Here is a 17599-nt window from a genome sequence, read left to right on the forward strand (position 1 = left end):
TCCCAAGACAACAGAGTCCTTCTTGGTGCTTGGTGTCCTTGGTGTCTTGGTGGCCCAATGATCCATTCCAACCAACAGGAGAACAACAATGTCGATCAACGCTTATCGCTGGATGATGAAAGGTGTCAAGGAACCGCTGGTCAAGCAGGAATTCACCGCCACGGCGGGACCGGGTGAAGTGGTGGTGGCCGTCGCCGGCTGCGGGGTCTGCCATACCGACCTCGGCTTCTATTACGACGGCGTGCGCACCAATTCCGAACTGCCGCTGGCCCTCGGCCATGAAATCAGCGGCCGGGTGGTCGCCGCCGGGGAAGGCGTCGCCGACTGGATGGACAAGGCGGTGATCATTCCGGCAGTGATGCCCTGCGGCGAGTGCGACCTCTGCAAGCGCGGCAAGGGCACCATCTGCCGCGCCCAGAAGATGCCCGGCAACGACATCCAGGGCGGCTTCGCCAGCCACATCGTGGTTCCGGCCCGCGACCTCTGCCCGGTCGACGAGACCAAACTGGCCGCTTCCGGGCTGCAGCTGGCCGATATCTCGGTGGTGGCCGACGCGGTGACCACGCCCTATCAGGCCGTCCACCAGGCCGGGGTCGGCAACGGCGACCTGGCAATCGTCATCGGCGTCGGCGGCGTCGGCGGCTACTGCGTGCAGATGGCCCGGGCCTTCGGCGCCACCGTCATCGCCATCGACATCGACCAGGCCAAGCTCGACGCCATCGCCGAACACGGCGCGGCCGCGACCTTCAATGCCATGGAGATCGGCGGCCGCGACCTGAAGAAGGCGATCTCGGCCTTCGCCAAGGAGCAGGGCCTGCGCCGCACCGAGTGGTTCATCTTCGAATGTTCCGGCAGCAAGCCGGGGCAGGAGACCGCCTACGGACTCATGGTCCACGGCTCCACCCTGAGCGTGGTCGGCTTCACCATGGACAAGGTCGACATCCGCCTCTCCAACCTGATGGCCTTCCACGCCCGGGCGCTGGGCAACTGGGGCTGCCTGCCGGAACACTACCCGGCGGCCCTCGACCTGGTGCTGGCGGGCAAGGTGGAACTCGCCCCCTTTGTCGAACAGCGCCCGCTGGAGCAGATCAACGAGGTCTTCGCCGCGGTCCATGACCGGAAGATGAGCAAACGGGCGATCCTGGTACCCTGACAGGTCATCGGTATCCGGTCATCGGTAGGGGCGAACCTTGTGTTCGCCCATGTCGGCACCAACGAAACCCGGGCGAACACAAGGTTCGCCCCCACGAATTCAATCCATTTCGTAAAGGAGATACGACAGATGGCAACAACCGACGAAATCATTGCTCGCAACGCTCCGGCCGAACTGATCGATCACAACCTGATCGACAAGGATGTCGAGAGTCTCTGTGACGGCATGGTGCAGTATGAAAAACGTCCGGCCCGGCGCCGCGACGGCTCGGTGGCCGAAGGGCTCTACAACGCCTGGATCATCTTCAACAATCCGAAGCAGTACAACTCCTACACCACCGACATGGTCAAGGCCACCATCCTCGCCTTCCGCCGCGCCTCGGTCGACCGCGAGGTCAACGCCGTGGTCTTCACCGCGGTCGGCGACAAAGCCTTCTGCACCGGCGGCAACACCAAGGAATACGCCGAGTACTATGCCGGCAACCCGCAGGAGTACCGCCAGTACATGCGGCTGTTCAATGATATGGTGTCGGCCATCCTCGGCTGCGACAAGCCGGTCGTCTGCCGGGTCAACGGTATGCGCATCGGCGGCGGTCAGGAGATCGGCATGGCCTGCGATTTCACCATCGCCCAGGATCTCGCCAACTTCGGCCAGGCCGGTCCCAAGCACGGTTCGGCGGCCATCGGCGGCGCCACCGACTTTCTGCCGGTGATGATCGGCTGCGAACAGGCGATGGTCTCCGGCACCCTCTGCGAACCCTTCTCGGCCCACAAGGCGGCCCGGCTGGGCATCATCGCCGAGGTGGTCCCGGCCCTGAAAATCGACGGCAGATTCGTCCCCAACCCGACCGTGATCACCGACCGCTATCTCGATGAGTTCGGGCGCGTCATCCACGGCGAATTCAAGACCGGCGCCGACTTCAAGGCCGGGCGGGATCTGCTCAAACAGGGCGAAGTGGACCTCTCCATGCTCGATGAGAAGGTCGAGGAACTCTGCGCCAAGCTGATCGAGACCTTCCCCGAGTGCATGACCAAGAGCCTCGAAGAACTGCGCAAACCGAAACTGGAAGCCTGGAACAAGAACAAGGAGAATTCCCGCGCCTGGCTGGCACTGAACATGATGAACGAGGCCCGCACCGGCTTCCGCGCCTTCAACGAGGGCAACAAGGAAACCGGCCGCGAGATCGACTTCGTCAAGCTGCGCCAGGGTCTCGCCAAGGGCGTGCCCTGGACCGAGGAGTTGATCGAGAGCCTGATGCCGGGGAAATAAATTCTGATTGCCACCAAGGCACCAAGAACACCAAGAGAGACAAAGGCTTAAAACCAAACACCAAAACGATTTTTCCAAGTGCTTCTAAGTCTTTAAGGTTTTCTTGGTGATCTTGGTGCCTTGGTGGCTGATTTTTTTACGAAAGGACAAACCGATGAGCGATAGCCCGTTGAAAGTCTGGCTCGACCGTGACGGAACCCTGCTGCGCCTGCGCCTGGCGCGGCCGAAAGCCAATATCGTCGACGCGGCGATGATCGCCGCTTTGCGGCAGGCGCTGGCCGAACACCGGGGCATCCCCGAACTGCGCGCCGCGCTGCTCGACCACGAAGGCCCGCACTTCAGCTTCGGCGCCAGCGTTGATGAGCACATGCCGGACCAGTGCGCCGACATGCTCAAGTCACTGCACGCCCTGATCCGCGACATGCTCGACTTCCCGCTGCCGCTGCTGGTGGCGATCAAGGGCCAGTGTCTCGGCGGCGGACTGGAGGTCGCCGCCGCCGGCAGCATGCTGTTCGCCGCGCCCGACGCCAAACTCGGCCAGCCGGAAATCAAGCTGGCGGTCTTCGCACCCGCGGCCAGCTGCCTGCTGCCCGAGCGGATCGGCCAGGCCAAAGCCGAGGACCTGCTCTTCTCCGGCCGCAGCATGGCCGCCGAGGAAGCCCTGGCAACCGGCCTGATCGACAACCTCTCCGACGATCCGGAAACGGCGGCCCTGGCGTATTTCGACAAGGCTCTGGCGCCGAGCAGTGCCAGCACCCTGCGCTTCGCGGTGCGCGCCGCACGGGAGGAATACCGCCAGCGGGTCACCGCCAAGCTGGAGCGGGTGGAAACCCTCTACCTGGCCGAACTGATGCAGACCCATGACGCCGTCGAGGGCCTGACCGCCTTTGTCGAAAAGCGTCCGGCACAGTGGAAAAACTGCTGAAGGGGCAGTCCCCGTTCTTGAGGAACAGTCTCCGGCAAAAGGGCCCGTTCCCGGAAGCGGGGACAGGCCCAGAGGTAAGCCATGGAAAGGGTTGCTGATCAAGACATCATTGACGTCCACGTTCACTGCTTTGTCGGGACCGGCCAGGCCGAGAGGATTCATCGCGGCCTGGCCGGTCTGCGTCAGGCAGGCGTCAGGCAGATGGCGGTCATGGGCCTGGTCAATCCCGACCTGGATGAGAGGGAGGTCTGGAAACTTATTCCGGAAGGCTTTGACAACCTGGGAGACCCGCTTTTCAACGAGGCCGATCTCCTGCTGGAACTGACCCGGCAGAGCGACCGCATGCTGTTCCCCATGCTTGACACGCGGATGCTGCACGGACAGGCGCAGGCGGGAATCGAAAAGCTGTTCCGGCGGGGCTTCCGCGGCATCAAGGGCCTCTACCTGCCCGACAACGCCAACGACCTGGGCATCGCCGGCATCCCGGAGACCTTCGGCATCAGTCCCGGGCAGTATCGCGAACAGGAATGGGAGATCTTCGCTTTTGCCGAAGCCCATGGCCTGCCGGTCGTCTATCACATGGATGCCGGCCGCTATGGCGACGTGATGCGCGCCATCGTCGACGATTTCCCGCGGCTGCGCATCAACTTTCCCCATTTCGGCATCGGCCGCCGGGCCTTCGCCTCCATCCTCGACCGCTCCCCCAACGTCTTCACCGATATCGCCTACCTGCGGCCGCATATCCGGCGCAACCCCGCGAGCTACGCCGACTTCATCCGCCACTACCCTGCCCAGGTCTGCTTCGGTACCGACGCCCTGCTCCATCAACCCGGGATTATCCTGGACTACATCGACCTGGTGAAGTCGCTGAATCTTCCGGAGGAGCTTGAACACACGGTTTTTTCAGGGAACCCGCGGCGTTTTCTGGGATTGAATACCTGAGACAACGATTTTCAAAGCGACGCCGGCTCTCAAGGAGAGACAACTCATGACAATCCGCATCGTACGTCTCGGAACCGAACGGAAAAGTGACGAAGGACTGCGCATCGGGACGGTCAGGCGTCCTCCCCGCGGCGTTCCAAAGAGTGAATACGCGGCGCGGAACTGGTATGATGTCTGGCTTCCGAACCTGGCGCCGTCAGCGGGACTCATGAAACTGGCCAAAGCTGCCGAATCGGAAAAGGAATGGGAGCTTTTTCTCAGGAAATACCGTTCCGAAATGGCGGATCCCGAAAAAAGCAGGGTCCTTGATCTGCTTGCGGCGCTATCCCGGGACACAAATTTCTCGGTCGGCTGCTACTGCGAGAACGAGGTGCGCTGTCATCGCTCGGTGCTGCGCGACCTGCTGGCGGAGCGGGGCGCCGTCCTGGAGATTTCGTTGCAGACAGACGAGGTGGAACCATGACAATTCCCCAGCGCGAGGGGGGCAGGATTCTTGTCGACGCCCTGAAAATCCATCAGGTCGATACCGTTTTCTGCGTGCCGGGCGAAAGCTACCTGCCGGTACTCGACGCCCTGTACGATGAGCAGGAGCGGCTGCGCCTGATCGTCTGCCGGCAGGAAGGGGGAGCCGCCTTCATGGCCGAGGCCTACGGCAAGCTGACCGGCCGGCCGGGGGTCTGCTTCGTCACCCGCGGCCCCGGCGCGACCAACGCCGGCATCGGCGTCCACACCGCCCGGCAGGACTCGACCCCGCTGGTGCTCTTCGTCGGCCAGGTCGGCGGCCGAATGGTTGAGCGTGAGGCTTTTCAGGAAATCGACTACCGCCGCATGTTCGGCCAGATGGCCAAGTGGGTCGCCCAGATCGATCGGGTCGAGCGTATTCCGGAAATGGTCAGTCACGCCTTTCACCTGGCGGTATCCGGTCGCCCCGGACCGGTGGTGCTGGCGCTGCCGGAAGACGTGCTGTCCGCCGTGGCCGCGGTGCCCGACTGCGACCGCTACCGTCCCGTCCAGGCCCATCCGGGACCGGATGCCCTGCGGGAACTGCGGGAGAGACTGGCCGCCGCGCAACGTCCCCTGCTGATTCTCGGTGGCGGCGGCTGGTCCGCCGAGGCCTGCGCCGCCATCCGCCGCTTCAGTGAGGCCAACCGGCTGCCGACCCTCTGCACTTTCCGACGACAGGATCTGTACGACAACCGGCTGCCCAACTATGTCGGGGATCTGGGGCTCGGCGTCAACCCCCGCCTGGCCGAACGGGTCCGGCAGGCGGACCTGTTGCTCGCCGTCGGCCCGCGCCTCGGCGAAACGACCACCGGCGGCTACCAACTGCTCGATATCCCGCGCCCCCGGCAGACCCTGATCCATGTCCATGCCGGCGCCGAGGAACTGGGACGCGTCTACCGGGCCGACCTGCCGATCAATGCCGGCATGGCGGAATTCGCCGCCGCCGTCAGCACCCTGCCGACCGTCGAAGCACCGGCCTGGCAGGACTGGCTGACACAGGCGCGGGAAGACTACCTGAGCCACCTGCAGCCGCCGACCGCGCGCGGGGAACTGGACCTGGCCGCCGTTATCGCATTTCTCAACCGACGGCTGCCGGCAGAGGCGATCCTCACCAACGGCGCCGGCAACTACTCCGCCTGGCTGCACCGCTTCTACCAGTATCGCGGTTTCCGCACCCAGCTGGCTCCCACCAGCGGGGCCATGGGCTATGGCGTCCCCGCGGCGGTCGCGGCCAAGCTGGCCCACCCGGAACGGCCGGTGGTCTGCCTGGCCGGCGACGGTTGCTTCCAGATGAACGGCCAGGAGTTGGCCACCGCCGTCCGGCACCGGCTGGCGATTATCTTCCTGGTCTGCAACAACGGCATGTACGGCACCATCCGCATGCACCAGGAACGGCGCTATCCCGGCCGGGTCTGCGGCACCGACCTGGCCAACCCGGACTTCGCCGCCCTGGCCCGGGCCTACGGCGCCCACGGCGAAACGGTCGACAATCACGAAACCTTCGTCGCCGCTTTCGAGCGAGCCCTGACACTGGACGGACCGGCACTGATCGAACTGCGCACCGATCCCCGGGCGATCACTCCCGACGAAAGACTGGAGCAAAGCTAGCCATTCCTGACGTGAAATCCAGTCCGGCAGAAAAGAAGAATCTGCCTCAGGGGAGCAATCTCGACTCTTTGACTATCTTCCGCGAGACTGTCCGAACCTACATCAAAACCACTTGACAAACCACGCTATCACGTCCATAGTCCACGGACAAAGGACAAGAGGGAAAGAGAGGGGGGGGTGACACAATGAAAAGTCAAGATATTTTCATCCTGTTAAAGTTGGCCAGCCTGCAAGCTCAGGAGAACAAAGATCTGTCGTCGGTCGATGCCGCTCTTTACACGGTCAGGGGGCTTGCTGAAGAATTGGGTGTCGGAAAATCCGAGATCAATAACTCCATCAATCGCAGTATTTCTGTCGGCCTGCTCAAAAGAGACCGTAAAAATAATTTGCCACGGCCAAACCTGAAAGCCCTCAGAGAGTTCATTGTTTACGGCCTCAAATATGTTTTTCCGGCCAAACCTTCTGAAATAACCCGAGGAATACCGACGGCCTTTGCAGCGCCCATGCTCAAAGGACAACTGATGACAGCAGGCGAAATGATTTATGTCTGGCCAGACGCCAAGGGTAGAGACAAGGGCCAATCGGTTACGCCACTTTTTAAAACTGTCCCCTATGCGATCAAACGCGACTCCAGACTTTACACATCCCTCGCTCTGGTTGACGCTATTCGTCTCGGTGGCCCAAGGGAAGCGCACCTTGCCGAACAACTTCTCGCTGAAAGTCTTGAAGCATGAGAAACAACACTTACAATCTGCTCAGGGAGATGATCACAACAGTTGCCAGGGCTTTGGGCGAAGAAATGCTGGACGAAGTTGCTTTTGTCGGCGGCTGTACGACCGGATTCCTGCTGACCGATGAATTCAGCAGGGAAGCGGTTCGCTATACCGATGATGTCGACCTGATCATCAATGTTGTCGGTTACCCGAAGTGGGCCAGTTTCCAGGAGCGGTTGAGGGACAAAGGATTCAAGGAATCCGCTGAAGACAAAGTCAATTGCCGCATGCGGCTCGATGGTCTGAAAGTCGATTTTATGCCAGATGACGAAAGAATACTGGGCTACAGTAATCGCTGGTATTCAGAGGCTTTCGCGTCTGCGCAGCCCTACCGCCTGACCGAAGCAATAACCATAAAGTTGCTCACACCTCCCTATTTTATTGCCACAAAACTTGAAGCCTACCTGGGACGCGGCAATGATGACCCGCAAGGCAGCCATGACATGGAAGACATTCTCAACCTATTCGATGGCCGTGACGATATTGTTGAAGTGATTGCTGAAGAAAAAGAAGCCGTCAGAAGCTACATCGCTCGACAGATTGATCTACTTCTTAAGAACAACGATTTCGACTATGCGGTGCAGACTGCGGCCAGGGGAGACAAGGCCCGAGAAGATCTCATTTATGAGCGACTGGAAAGGGTTCGGGATTTAGAATAGGGCTGAACTTAAAGGCAAACCATAAGCTCTGGGAGTTGCAACATTGCAGACCCTCTTGTTTGTTCTCTGGGCGGTGGAACGGAGCCGAGGAATTGTGGATGAGGTTGATATTGTTCTTCAGGATGAAGGAATAGCATAACTGCATGGGCGTACCTTTGTCCCCTCCAAAATGTCCGTTAACACATATATGGCCTCCCCTCTACATACAAGGAGACATGGGGGCAAATCTGCCTTTGGCTTTTATCAAAGATTGTCAGGACATAGGGTCAAATAGTCATTAGGGTAATAGTCATTGACAATGGGCGGAAGATTCCTTGCCGGCGATACAAATATCCGTTATTATCATCAGGTGATAAATATGGCAGGAGGGGACATTTTCATTTGAACAGCTTCGACCTTGAAAATCTCTTGAATTTGAATGGAGAAATTTTGCCCATGGCAAACGGCTACTGGGTCAAATTTGAAGCCAGGCGGGTCACGGTCAATGAGCATATCCCCCACGGGAGCAGTTACAGCCTGACGCTCCACGACAGAACCAACCGACGGATAATCGGCTTCGACAATGCTCACGCGATCAAATCGAGAAGAAAAACGGGGCCCGAAAAATAACCTGGGACCACAAACACCAGCAAGAGAGGGTGTTCTGGTACGAATTCAAAACGGCAGGGCAGCTGCTCGAAGATTTCTGGGAAGCCGTTGAGACCTGCCTGGGAGAAAAGCATGTCTGAAAATGTCCTGAAAATCGGCATCATGTCCAGAGAAGATTACAAACAGCGGACCATTGCGATTGCCCGGGGTACATATACTCCCAAACGCAACGAGCCGAAGATCTGGTTCGAATCTCTCCAGTCAATGGCACAGGTTTTGAGCAGCGAAAATCAACGCCTGCTGCGACTGATCATGGATGAACATCCCCAGTCCCTTAAAGAACTTGAAGAACTGACGGGAAGAACCTCCAGCAATCTCTCCCGGACTCTGAAGACCATGGCTCATTACGGGATTGTCGAGCTTGAAAAACATAAGCGACGTCTTGTGCCAAAGGTTAAAACGTCCGACTTTCGAGTCGAATTTGGCATCAGACAACAATCTCATTGACGATTTTTGGATTTATGCATTCAGCGGGGCGGCCGACAAAATCAGCTGCTTGCCTCACCCTCAGCGAGGACAGCGAAATGTTCAAAGACATCGTATTGAAAAACAGGAGCTACAGACGCTTCCGGGAAGATGCAACCATCGAAGAGCAGGACCTGCGGGAGCTGGTCAACCTGGCCCGGCTGACCGCCTCGGGAGCCAATCGTCAACCCCTGAAATACCTGCTTTCGAATACGCCGGAAAAAAACGGCAGGATCTTCCCCCACCTGCACTGGGCGGGCTATCTGCAGGACTGGCCGGGGCCGGCGGCAGGGGAACGCCCGTCCGCCTATATCGTCATCCTCGGCGACACCAGCATCGCCAGGGGCTTCGGCTGCGACCACGGCATCGCCGCCCAGACCATTCTGCTGGGTGCTGTTGAAAAGGGCTGGGGCGGATGCATCATGGGGGCCATCAACCGGGACGCCCTGCGCAAGGCTCTCAACATCCCGGAACAGTTCGAAATCCTGCTGGTTCTCGCCCTCGGCAAACCGGTGGAAGAGGTGGTCATCGAACCCGTGCCGGCAGATGGAAATGTGAAATACTGGCGGGATGAAAAGGGGACCCACCACGTGCCGAAACGGGCCCTGGAGGAGATCATCCTCTCCCTCGGAGAGGATGTCTGACCCTCCACGACCTGACCCAGGGCCTAAGCCTTGGAGAACGGGCTCGGATTGCAGAGATTTTTTGCTTCTTTGGCAACGGCGTTGCAGTTCAGGCAGATGTGTCCCGGGTCTTTCATCAATGCCGCCACGTCTTCGTCGCGACCTTCTTTGCGCAATTGACAGATATGCAGCCAGTGTCCCGCCGGGTCCTTGCATTCAACTTTCTTCGAGTCAGACATGGGGCCTCCCGTGAACTGTTGTGGTCGATGCTTACCCTGAAGCAGTGAGTCCCCTGGCGGCGGACTGCACGCGTCATCCAGCAGAAACTCATTGATTCAGGTTTTAAGTATAACACCCCGCTGACCCCGGTCTCAGATCCGCCCCTCCCGGCGCAGCTTGACCAGGTGCGATTCGATGTTCAGCAGGGCGAAGGGCAGCAACTGCTGATCGACCCCCTGGTAGACGGTGTCGAGAATCTCGGCTTTTGTTTTGCCGCTGACGAATAACCTGTGGATCGCCTCTTCCCGTTCACGGCGATGTCGCAGGGTCTCCCGCAGGCGATGGGTGCCGCGCATCGGTGCGCCGTGCGAGGGCAGGATCACGGCAGGGTCAAGCGCGATAATGCGTTCCAGGGTTCCGAAATAGGCCGCCATGTCACCTTCCGGCGCGGCAATCACCACCGTGCCGGCCCCCTGGATGAGATCCCCGACCAGGAACCAGCGCAACGACTCCGGCGCCAGGGCGAGCTGCCCGGCATCATGGCCGGGAATCTCGAAAACCCTGACGGTTTCACCCTTCCAGCGGGTCAGTTCATCGCCTTCCCGCCTGATTTCAAGCCGCACCTCGGTGAAATAGTCACTGCCATACTTCTTCAGAATACGCTCACGGGTATCGTCACTCATCCAGACCGGAACACCAAGTCGCCTTGCCAGCTGCGGAACATGCTCATGATGATCGTGGTGGTGATGGGTCAGGAATAGGGCGCTGAGCGTTTCCGGTTCCAGGGTGCGCAACAGCTTCTCCAGCACCTGCGGCGACTCGGGGGACGGGTCAACCAGGATGCGCGGTGCGCCCGGATCTCCGAGCAGAAAAGCATTGGTCCGCTTGACCGGCGGGAAGGTATTGGACGGAACCGGGAGAATCCGCACGTCGCTCAACTGCTCAAAGCTGATGACAAACCTGTCCTCATCAAAGCGCGGCGACAGATCGCCGAAAGCGACCCCCTGCGGGTCGCGCTCCAAAGCCTGCAGCACCCAGCGCAAAGGCGGAACCATCAGCGCGTCCCCGCGTTCAAAGCTGTCAAGCAGCTGCCGCGGGGTCTTCCAGAAACAATCGGCGATCTCCCCGGGATCGGCGCTGAAAACCGGTCTTGTTTCCAGGTCGATGCGGAACACATGCAGGAAGAAGCGCGCCGCGACAACCGGCGGCGCCAGAGCTTTTGCCAGGTAGTGGACAGCTTTTACCTGCCCGGAGGCGATCCCGGCCGGGAGATCATAACCGAGTTCCTCCCGAACTTCCCGGACCAGCGCGTGCATCCGTTTGCCGTCCCACTCGCGAAGCAGCGGGGAGGGATGAGGCAGGTCCGGATCGTCCCGGTCAATCTTCCCCCCGGGAAAGGATTCATAGCCTGGAAAAGCCTGCAGGTAAGGCTGTCTCCGCAAGGCGAAGATCTCGCCCTGGTAACAGAACACGGCGGCAACCGATTCGATGATTTTAGCTGGGGGCATGGCAGGTCTTTCCATATCTCCGCAGGTTTTATTTGCTCATGAGCTCATAAAAATCCAGGCATCACAAATCGAGCGGGCTCCGCGCCTCTTTGCGGGTTCGATCCTGAACAGTATGAGTGTAGATCATTGTTGTGCGCAGGTCATTATGCAGATAACGTAAAATATTTTCGCTTTTTTGAGAAGGCACGGCAGTGCCCCTTAAGGTTAGAATTGTGCTTGCCAACATCATCCCTAACCGAAAGGAGAACACTGCCGTGGAAAACGATTGTACCTCAAAACAGGACAAAATTATCCAGCTGAATGAAAACGTCGTCAGGGACCACCTGGGAAAAATTGTTCGCAGTACCGTCGAGCAGACCCTGAACGACATGCTCGACGCCGAAGCCGATCGCCTGTGCAATGCCGAGAAATACCAGCGTCATGAAGCCCGCATCGACACCCGGGCCGGGCATTATCAGCGCAAACTGCAAACCCGGGTTGGAGAGGTTGAGCTGAATATTCCGAAACTCAGACGACAGACCTTCGAGACCGCCATCATTGAACGCTACAAGCGCCGGGAATCCTCGGTTGAGGAAGCTCTGATTGAAATGTACCTGGCCGGTGTTTCGGTACGAAGAGACCCTGACCTATTACGATTTTCCGCGAGGGCATCGCAGTCGGATACGCACCAACAATGCCCTTGAACGCATCATGAAGGAAATCCGACGGCGAACCAGAGTGGTCGGCGCCTTTCCTGACGGGCATTCGGCCTTGATGCTCTGCGCGGCCCGACTGCGCCACATTGCCGGAACCAAATGGGGGCAGAAGCGTTACCTGAATATGGATTTGCTCAAGGATCAGGATTTTGAACAGCTGATGGAAACAGGCGAAGCAATCTGACGGACTGGGGCACTGCCAGAAAAAAGCGAAAGATTCTTTACACTACCTGCGGGCCACTGCCTCCGTGGGAAATCGTTTGCGGAACTGATTGAGATTCATGGATCATCCTCCTTTGGGGAGCATGACCCACTGTCTTTGTGTCAAAATACGTCACAAACCACCTTTGTTTGGTGGATAGAACCGAAAATTTTCTATTCTAACCTTGAGAACAATGGGAGTTCAGGCTCTGGTTTTGGCCTTGTCAAAATACTTATTAACTCTTTCTTGTCCATGCCTGGCTTGTATAGGCGGAAATAACTGTGTGATTTTACACCTTCAAATTGGCGAAGGGTGACCTTTTTAACTCCATCCCTTAAAATGACTTCTTTTGAAATGCTGTCCGGATATGGCTCAGTAAAAACTATTTCCCTTATGCCAGATTGATATATTTTTTTTGCACATAATTCACAAGGGAAGGATGTTGTGTAAATAGTTCCACCACGAACGCCCATCCCACCATTTTTAGACGTTTGCAAAAGTGCATTTTCCTCCGCATGTAAGGCTCGACAATATTCAAGCCTCTTAATACTTAGACCATTTGTTAAAATGGCAAACAATTTTTCTTGGCCTTCTTCTGTGACGCCAATTTTTTTCAATTCATACCTTTTATTGTTTAATAGTTTTTTGATTTTTTTTGAGCTCACAAAGCTCGAATAATTATCTTTATAACAAAAAGGGAACTCCTTAGGGTTATTTTTTAGTTTTTCCCTAAAGCTTGATTCATTATCCGGATTACTTACTAAAACACTATTATCTAAATTATTAAACTCTTGACCATGCCTATACCCACACCCGACTTGTCCTTCTCCTGCATCGTTCCAGCCTGCCCCCACAACATAACCATTTGCACCGATAATAACTGCACCCACCTGTCTTGAAATACAGCTTGACTTCAGGCTAAGTGAATAAGCCTGATTCATAAACATTTCATCTGATTCAGGGTTAATCACACCTGGCTGCATAATTATCGCATAATACTTTACTAGCTTCGCAAAATATTCATCTAAAGTTCCATTATTGTTAATAGCAATATCTGAAATATCTACACATGCTGAGACATTTTGTGCATAAATTTCGTCTGCTCTGTTCTTTTCGCCCTGGTCTCTCTCATCTCTATCTACTGAAAATACGCCTCTTTCACTTTGCCTTATTTCCTTGTCTGTATAAATAGACATTAAATAAAATTCGTAGTATCTATATCTAAAATATAAAACCTCGTACGGATTTCTAAAACTTTCTATTACAAAATGTTTCTTTCTATTCTCCCTGTCGGGTCTATTTCTAAAATACTTTATTATAAAATTTGCTTCTTCGGCAATTAACTGACAGCATGTCTCATCAAGGCGATCAAAACTCTGGAATGGATTACCATTCTTGCGGATATTGTCACCTAAATCCTGCATTATGGTCCCGTATACCTCTTCATTCCCATAAGATGATCGTATTTCACTATTTAAATCATCCAGCTTTTTTATATAATCATCGTAGAATTTACACAAAGAATAATCATCATTCTCAAGATCTCTGAATCTTTTATTTTTTATTATTTCAACAACAGACTTTATCTTTTCAAAATCAAAGGACCTCTCCTCAATAGCTTTAATGAAGTTTTCTAGCCTTGCTTCATAATGTTTTGGTTTTTTTTCTAAATAATATTCAACTGTAAATTTAAAGAGCATATTACTCATTGAGATTTTATAAAAATTCTTTACTTCGTTGTTTTTTATCAACCTAGACAGACAGCCAGCTATTTCTCTTTTTTTGAGATGTTTATATAATTTGCGCTTTTCTTTCTCTATTTTGTACTCTTCCCCATCACAACTTTCCATGTACTCTTTTAACTGCCTGTAACAGGCCTCTATTTCCACCTGCTCCGTTTTGGTTGCTATTTCTCCAACCTTTTCTTGGAAACTACCACAAAACATATTTGCTGCAGTTGTACATCCACTCCTAAGCGGGCCAGTCAATCCAAGGATCAAAAAACCTCTATTCATATTTAACGGATGCCTACTATCCATAACTAACTCCCAAAATAATTCATCCACGATCTTCTAAAATGAACTGTGAGAAAATTTATTCTTCCCTCACATCGACAACCCCGCAAACGCATTCCGAATCTTCACCTTCGTCTCCCGGTTCTCCGGCAAATCCTCGGCAAACATCTCGATCTCATCCGCCGAGAAGACCACCCGCACCGTGTGCTCGGGAGTGTTCAACCTGAGCAGCCACTGGTAACCCTGGTCATCCCACTCGATCTCGGGTTGCAGGCCGTGACCACCGGCATAACGCAACGCGACCTCTTCGAGCATCGCCTTGCCTTTGTTGAATGCTTCAGACATGTGAACACCTTTCTTTGTCTCGCGCAGAGCCGCATGAGGCGCTAAGAAAACCAAAACCTTTAAGCTTAAATTCTTTCTCTGCGAACGCTGCGAACTCGAGTAAGCGCAAGCGAACGGGCGTGAAACCCCAAAGGCTTACCCACCCTGCTCATGCCGAAACCGCCGCTTGATCGTCCGCACGAACGGCACCGCTGAGTAACCCACAATCAACACCAGCGACGGTTTGTGTCCCTCCGGAATCTTCAGCCTTGCGCAGAGCGCCTTGTTGCGCTGGAGAATAGGCGGCGAACCACCTATCATGCAGCTGCCGAGCCCGAGCGCTTCGGCGGTGAGCATCGCGTAGGTGCAGGCGATCGCCGCGTCCTCGGCACCGGCGTAGGGCGAGTGGCTGAACACCAGCAGCGCCGGCGCACCCCAGTGGACCGTGTCGCGCCCTTCGTCCCAGCCCTGGATGTAGTCTGCCCCCAACGGCAGGATGAAATCGTTGAACCGCTCGTAGCGGGCCTGGCCGAGCAGCGGCCACAGCAGCTTGAGCAGGCCGGGGCGCATGACTTTCATCATGCGGCGATATCCCGCGACCACCTCGGCGGAGAGCTCGCGCACCTGCTCGAACCCGTTCACGGTTGCGACCCCGACATCGGAGGGCGGGATCCCCATCGGCGCGGTCGAGGCCATGGCGACCACCTGCTCGAGCAGCTCGGCCGGGACCGGCTCGTCGCGATACCGGCGCACGCTGCGCCGCGAGGTGAACAGCGTCTGCAACGCCTCAGCGTCGGCGCGCGCATCAGGCTCAGGCAGCGACCGGAGATCCGCTGGGTCGAGGTTGCGACCGGTGACGCTGATGCACGCATGCGGGCAGACCATCATGCAGTGACCGCAGGCGATACAGCCGAAGCTGATCTCCCGCTGCTGCACCGCATCCGCTTCGATGGTGAGTACCTCGACCGGACAGGTCTCGACGCAGCGCCGGCAAAGCGTGCAGCGCTCCCTGTCGACCCTGACCTGCCCCGTTTCATGGTACAAGCTGTGTTTGACCGCCATGTCGACCTGCCCTTCTCTTGCAAAGCCAACTTGTAAGCCTCAGCCTCTTCTTCGACCTTGAACCCGATCGACTCCTTCTTGCCCATCAAGGATATAGGCCTGATTCAACCCTCAACCCTTACCCCCGACACCTGCAAACAAAAAAGCCGCTCTTCGGCAGACACCGAAACAGCGGCTCAATAGCGTGCAGTGATGTTGGTGCGTCCATTCACCGTTATCCCCTCCGTCGTCCATGTTAAGCAAACCTCACCTTAAAGCCTGATGCCCGGGCTGTCAAACCCTTTCAGCTGCCCCTGGGCAGGAGGCAGCGACACCATCGGCGAGTCGGAAAAGCCATGCATTAATACCTGCTGGGTCAGGATTGCAAGATGGTAAGGTTCTCCAGCTTCGACCGGATCATTTCCATCTCTACCTCAGTCGTCGCACATATTATGGCTTTGTCTCTCAATCGTCTGGCCGCAGAGTTCAGGGTACTGACATCGCGTTTAACCCAGGCCCCCAGGTCAGTCAACATTGCATCGCTCAACTCCAGCACCACCCAGGCCTGACCCCATGGGCCCCACTTACCGCTAACGCCAGGTGATCACCGGCGCCTTGCGAGTGGGCAGACGGTGATAACGATACTGCGGATAACCAACCATCATCGCCCCGAAAGACTGGTGTCCTTCAGGCAGAGCGAGCGCCTCCTGCAGTGGCGGAAAGCTGGTGGCCGCGGCATTGAAGTACCCGGCCCAGCAGGTTCCCAGCGCCATGCCGGACGCCGCCAGTTCCAGGTAGGCCAGAGCGATGGTGCAGGTCGATGAGGCCAGACGGTCATCTTTGGGAGCATGGGCAATGATCAGAGCCGGAGCCCCGCGCAAAATAACGTCCTCGCCCCCGGCGATCCGCTCCAGGACACGATCCATGTGCAGGGACCGGGCAAGGTCTGCCATGTTGTCCAGCATCCAGCGCATCCAGTCGGCGACGATGCCGCTCATGCGGTTCAATTCCTCACGGTTGTCCACCACCAGCCACTCGGCTCCCTGGGAATTATGACCGGAGGGAGCGTAGCGGGCCGTTTCGATCAGCTTCTGCAGGCTGTCCCGAGAAACCGGCTGGTCACGATAGTTGCGAACAGAGCGGCGGCCGCGCAGAAACTGCCGGCTCTGTTCTTCGGACAGCTGCAGGTCTTTGCGGAGCGGCGGAAACCCTTCCAGCGGCAGCTCGGCATGCCGCAGACTGCCTGTCGGGCAGACGGCAACACAATGACCGCAGCGGATGCAGAATTCCTCCGCCCTGGCAACGGCAGCCGGGTATGCCCCCTTGCCGAAAGCAATGATCTTCATCGGACAGACGGAACTGCAGAGACCATCCCGGTTGCAGGTTTGTTGGTTGACTGTGATCAGCGGCATAAAAGGGACTCCCTGGAACAAGATTCAAAGGTGATCAACGGCATGAAAGCCAGGGGCCCTGACCCGAGGATGGGGTCCAGCGCCCCTGCAGACTCTCCTGCCGAATCGCGAGTTGTCGATAACATTGAGGGAACAGGAATGACCGCAAAAGAGAGAAAATGAATCTGCCCTCGTTTCTCGGCCGAAATAGATTATATCAGCAGCCGATGGCGCACATGCTTCGGCGCGTGAGCCATCAGCGAGGCGATGACGAAAGCCAGCAGCACCGTCGGCTGTCCCGGCAGGTAGCCGTGCCAGGCCGCTCCCAGCAGCAGCACCTTCACCATGCTGGTCAGCCCCGACAGTTCCCGGTAAAGCTGGCGGTGCCGCAGCCATTCGGTAAAAAACAGCACCATGCCGCTGGCCAGGGAGATCGCCAGATAAACCAGCGGCGGACCGGGAACCGCGTCAAGCAGGTAAGCCGCCAGGAAGACCGCCGCCCCGACCTGATGAACCGCCCTGACCAGCAGGGAAAGGTAGAGCACCCAGTAGGGGCGCTCACCGATCCGGCCGGTGGGCGCGCTGTTCCGAGAACCGTTGCCGGTCTTTTTTTCCTCCGCGCGGCGCAAATCTCT

18 protein-coding genes and 1 pseudogene are annotated in these 17599 nt (G+C 56.9%); 11 read left to right on the top strand and 8 right to left on the bottom strand.

Annotated elements, in window-relative coordinates:
• Positions 1-88 precede the first annotated feature (88 nt).
• The 8 genes from had (at position 89) to B5V00_RS10200 (ending at position 7833) form a co-directional block, all read left to right on the top strand.
• On the top strand, positions 89-1153 hold the full coding sequence (gene had, locus B5V00_RS10165; RefSeq protein ID WP_085010683.1) for a 6-hydroxycyclohex-1-ene-1-carbonyl-CoA dehydrogenase: 1065 nt from the start codon (positions 89-91) through the stop codon (positions 1151-1153).
• 129 nt (positions 1154-1282) lie between these two features.
• Entirely contained in the window at positions 1283-2422 is a 1140-nt protein-coding gene (gene oah / locus B5V00_RS10170; protein ID WP_085010684.1) for a 6-oxocyclohex-1-ene-1-carbonyl-CoA hydratase, read from the top strand.
• Between the two features lie 154 nt (positions 2423-2576).
• Positions 2577-3347 carry a cyclohexa-1,5-dienecarbonyl-CoA hydratase gene (locus B5V00_RS10175; protein WP_085010685.1) on the top strand — a complete coding sequence of 257 codons (771 nt, stop codon included), beginning with the start codon at positions 2577-2579 and terminating at the stop codon, positions 3345-3347.
• An 81-nt stretch (positions 3348-3428) separates the two neighbouring features.
• Positions 3429-4289 (top strand): amidohydrolase family protein, encoded by an 861-nt coding sequence (locus tag B5V00_RS10180; RefSeq protein WP_085010686.1) that lies wholly within the window; start codon positions 3429-3431, stop codon positions 4287-4289.
• Positions 4290-4335: 46 nt separating this feature from the next.
• The gene (locus tag B5V00_RS10185) at positions 4336-4752 is read left to right on the top strand and encodes a DUF488 domain-containing protein (RefSeq protein WP_085010687.1); all 417 of its coding nucleotides are present in this window, start codon (positions 4336-4338) and stop codon (positions 4750-4752) included.
• Positions 4749-6401: a thiamine pyrophosphate-binding protein gene (locus B5V00_RS10190; protein ID WP_085010688.1), complete on the top strand. Its 1653-nt coding sequence runs from the start codon at positions 4749-4751 to the stop codon at positions 6399-6401. The genes B5V00_RS10185 and B5V00_RS10190 overlap by 4 nt, the downstream gene beginning before the upstream one ends.
• 185 nt (positions 6402-6586) lie before the next feature.
• Positions 6587-7135, top strand: a complete 549-nt coding sequence (locus B5V00_RS10195) for a hypothetical protein (RefSeq protein ID WP_085010689.1) — start codon at positions 6587-6589, stop codon at positions 7133-7135.
• The gene (locus B5V00_RS10200) at positions 7132-7833 is read left to right on the top strand and encodes a hypothetical protein (RefSeq protein WP_085010690.1); all 702 of its coding nucleotides are present in this window, start codon (positions 7132-7134) and stop codon (positions 7831-7833) included. The genes B5V00_RS10195 and B5V00_RS10200 overlap by 4 nt, the downstream gene beginning before the upstream one ends.
• 345 nt (positions 7834-8178) lie before the next feature.
• Here B5V00_RS10200 and B5V00_RS17665 read toward each other — a convergent pair whose 3' ends face one another.
• A complete protein-coding gene (locus tag B5V00_RS17665) occupies positions 8179-8403 on the bottom strand; it encodes a hypothetical protein (RefSeq protein ID WP_172399705.1) in 225 nt (74 codons plus the stop codon).
• A gap of 150 nt (positions 8404-8553) precedes the next feature.
• Here B5V00_RS17665 and B5V00_RS10210 point away from each other — a divergent pair, with 150 nt between their 5' ends.
• On the top strand, positions 8554-8928 hold the full coding sequence (locus B5V00_RS10210) for an HVO_A0114 family putative DNA-binding protein (RefSeq protein WP_085010691.1): 375 nt from the start codon (positions 8554-8556) through the stop codon (positions 8926-8928).
• A gap of 77 nt (positions 8929-9005) precedes the next feature.
• Complete coding sequence (locus tag B5V00_RS10215) at positions 9006-9590, top strand: nitroreductase family protein (RefSeq protein ID WP_085010692.1); 585 nt, start codon at positions 9006-9008, stop codon at positions 9588-9590.
• 23 nt (positions 9591-9613) lie between these two features.
• On the opposite strand, the gene B5V00_RS10220 is transcribed toward B5V00_RS10215, so the two are convergent.
• Positions 9614-9808 carry a hypothetical protein gene (locus tag B5V00_RS10220; RefSeq protein WP_085010693.1) on the bottom strand — a complete coding sequence of 65 codons (195 nt, stop codon included), beginning with the start codon at positions 9806-9808 and terminating at the stop codon, positions 9614-9616.
• Positions 9809-9940: 132 nt separating this feature from the next.
• Positions 9941-11296 carry an MBL fold metallo-hydrolase gene (locus B5V00_RS10225; RefSeq protein WP_172399706.1) on the bottom strand — a complete coding sequence of 452 codons (1356 nt, stop codon included), beginning with the start codon at positions 11294-11296 and terminating at the stop codon, positions 9941-9943.
• Positions 11297-11550: 254 nt separating this feature from the next.
• Between B5V00_RS10225 and B5V00_RS10230 the strand changes: the two are divergent.
• Positions 11551-12175, top strand: a pseudogene (locus B5V00_RS10230) (transposase).
• A gap of 191 nt (positions 12176-12366) precedes the next feature.
• On the opposite strand, the gene B5V00_RS10235 reads toward B5V00_RS10230, so the two are convergent.
• The 5 genes from B5V00_RS10235 to B5V00_RS10255 form a co-directional block, all read right to left on the bottom strand.
• Positions 12367-14259: a deaminase gene (locus B5V00_RS10235; RefSeq protein ID WP_139800734.1), complete on the bottom strand. Its 1893-nt coding sequence runs from the start codon at positions 14257-14259 to the stop codon at positions 12367-12369.
• Positions 14260-14298: 39 nt separating this feature from the next.
• Positions 14299-14553 carry a hypothetical protein gene (locus tag B5V00_RS10240; RefSeq protein ID WP_085010696.1) on the bottom strand — a complete coding sequence of 85 codons (255 nt, stop codon included), beginning with the start codon at positions 14551-14553 and terminating at the stop codon, positions 14299-14301.
• A 135-nt stretch (positions 14554-14688) separates the two neighbouring features.
• Entirely contained in the window at positions 14689-15594 is a 906-nt protein-coding gene (locus B5V00_RS10245) for a nitroreductase family protein (protein WP_085010697.1), read from the bottom strand.
• A gap of 569 nt (positions 15595-16163) precedes the next feature.
• The gene (locus B5V00_RS10250; protein WP_085010698.1) at positions 16164-16985 is read right to left on the bottom strand and encodes a nitroreductase family protein; all 822 of its coding nucleotides are present in this window, start codon (positions 16983-16985) and stop codon (positions 16164-16166) included.
• A gap of 191 nt (positions 16986-17176) precedes the next feature.
• Complete coding sequence (locus B5V00_RS10255) at positions 17177-17593, bottom strand: hypothetical protein (RefSeq protein ID WP_085010699.1); 417 nt, start codon at positions 17591-17593, stop codon at positions 17177-17179.
• Between the last annotated feature and the right edge of the window lie 6 nt (positions 17594-17599).

The organism is Geothermobacter hydrogeniphilus, assembly GCF_002093115.1.
GTDB lineage: Bacteria > Desulfobacterota > Desulfuromonadia > Desulfuromonadales > Geothermobacteraceae > Geothermobacter_A > Geothermobacter_A hydrogeniphilus.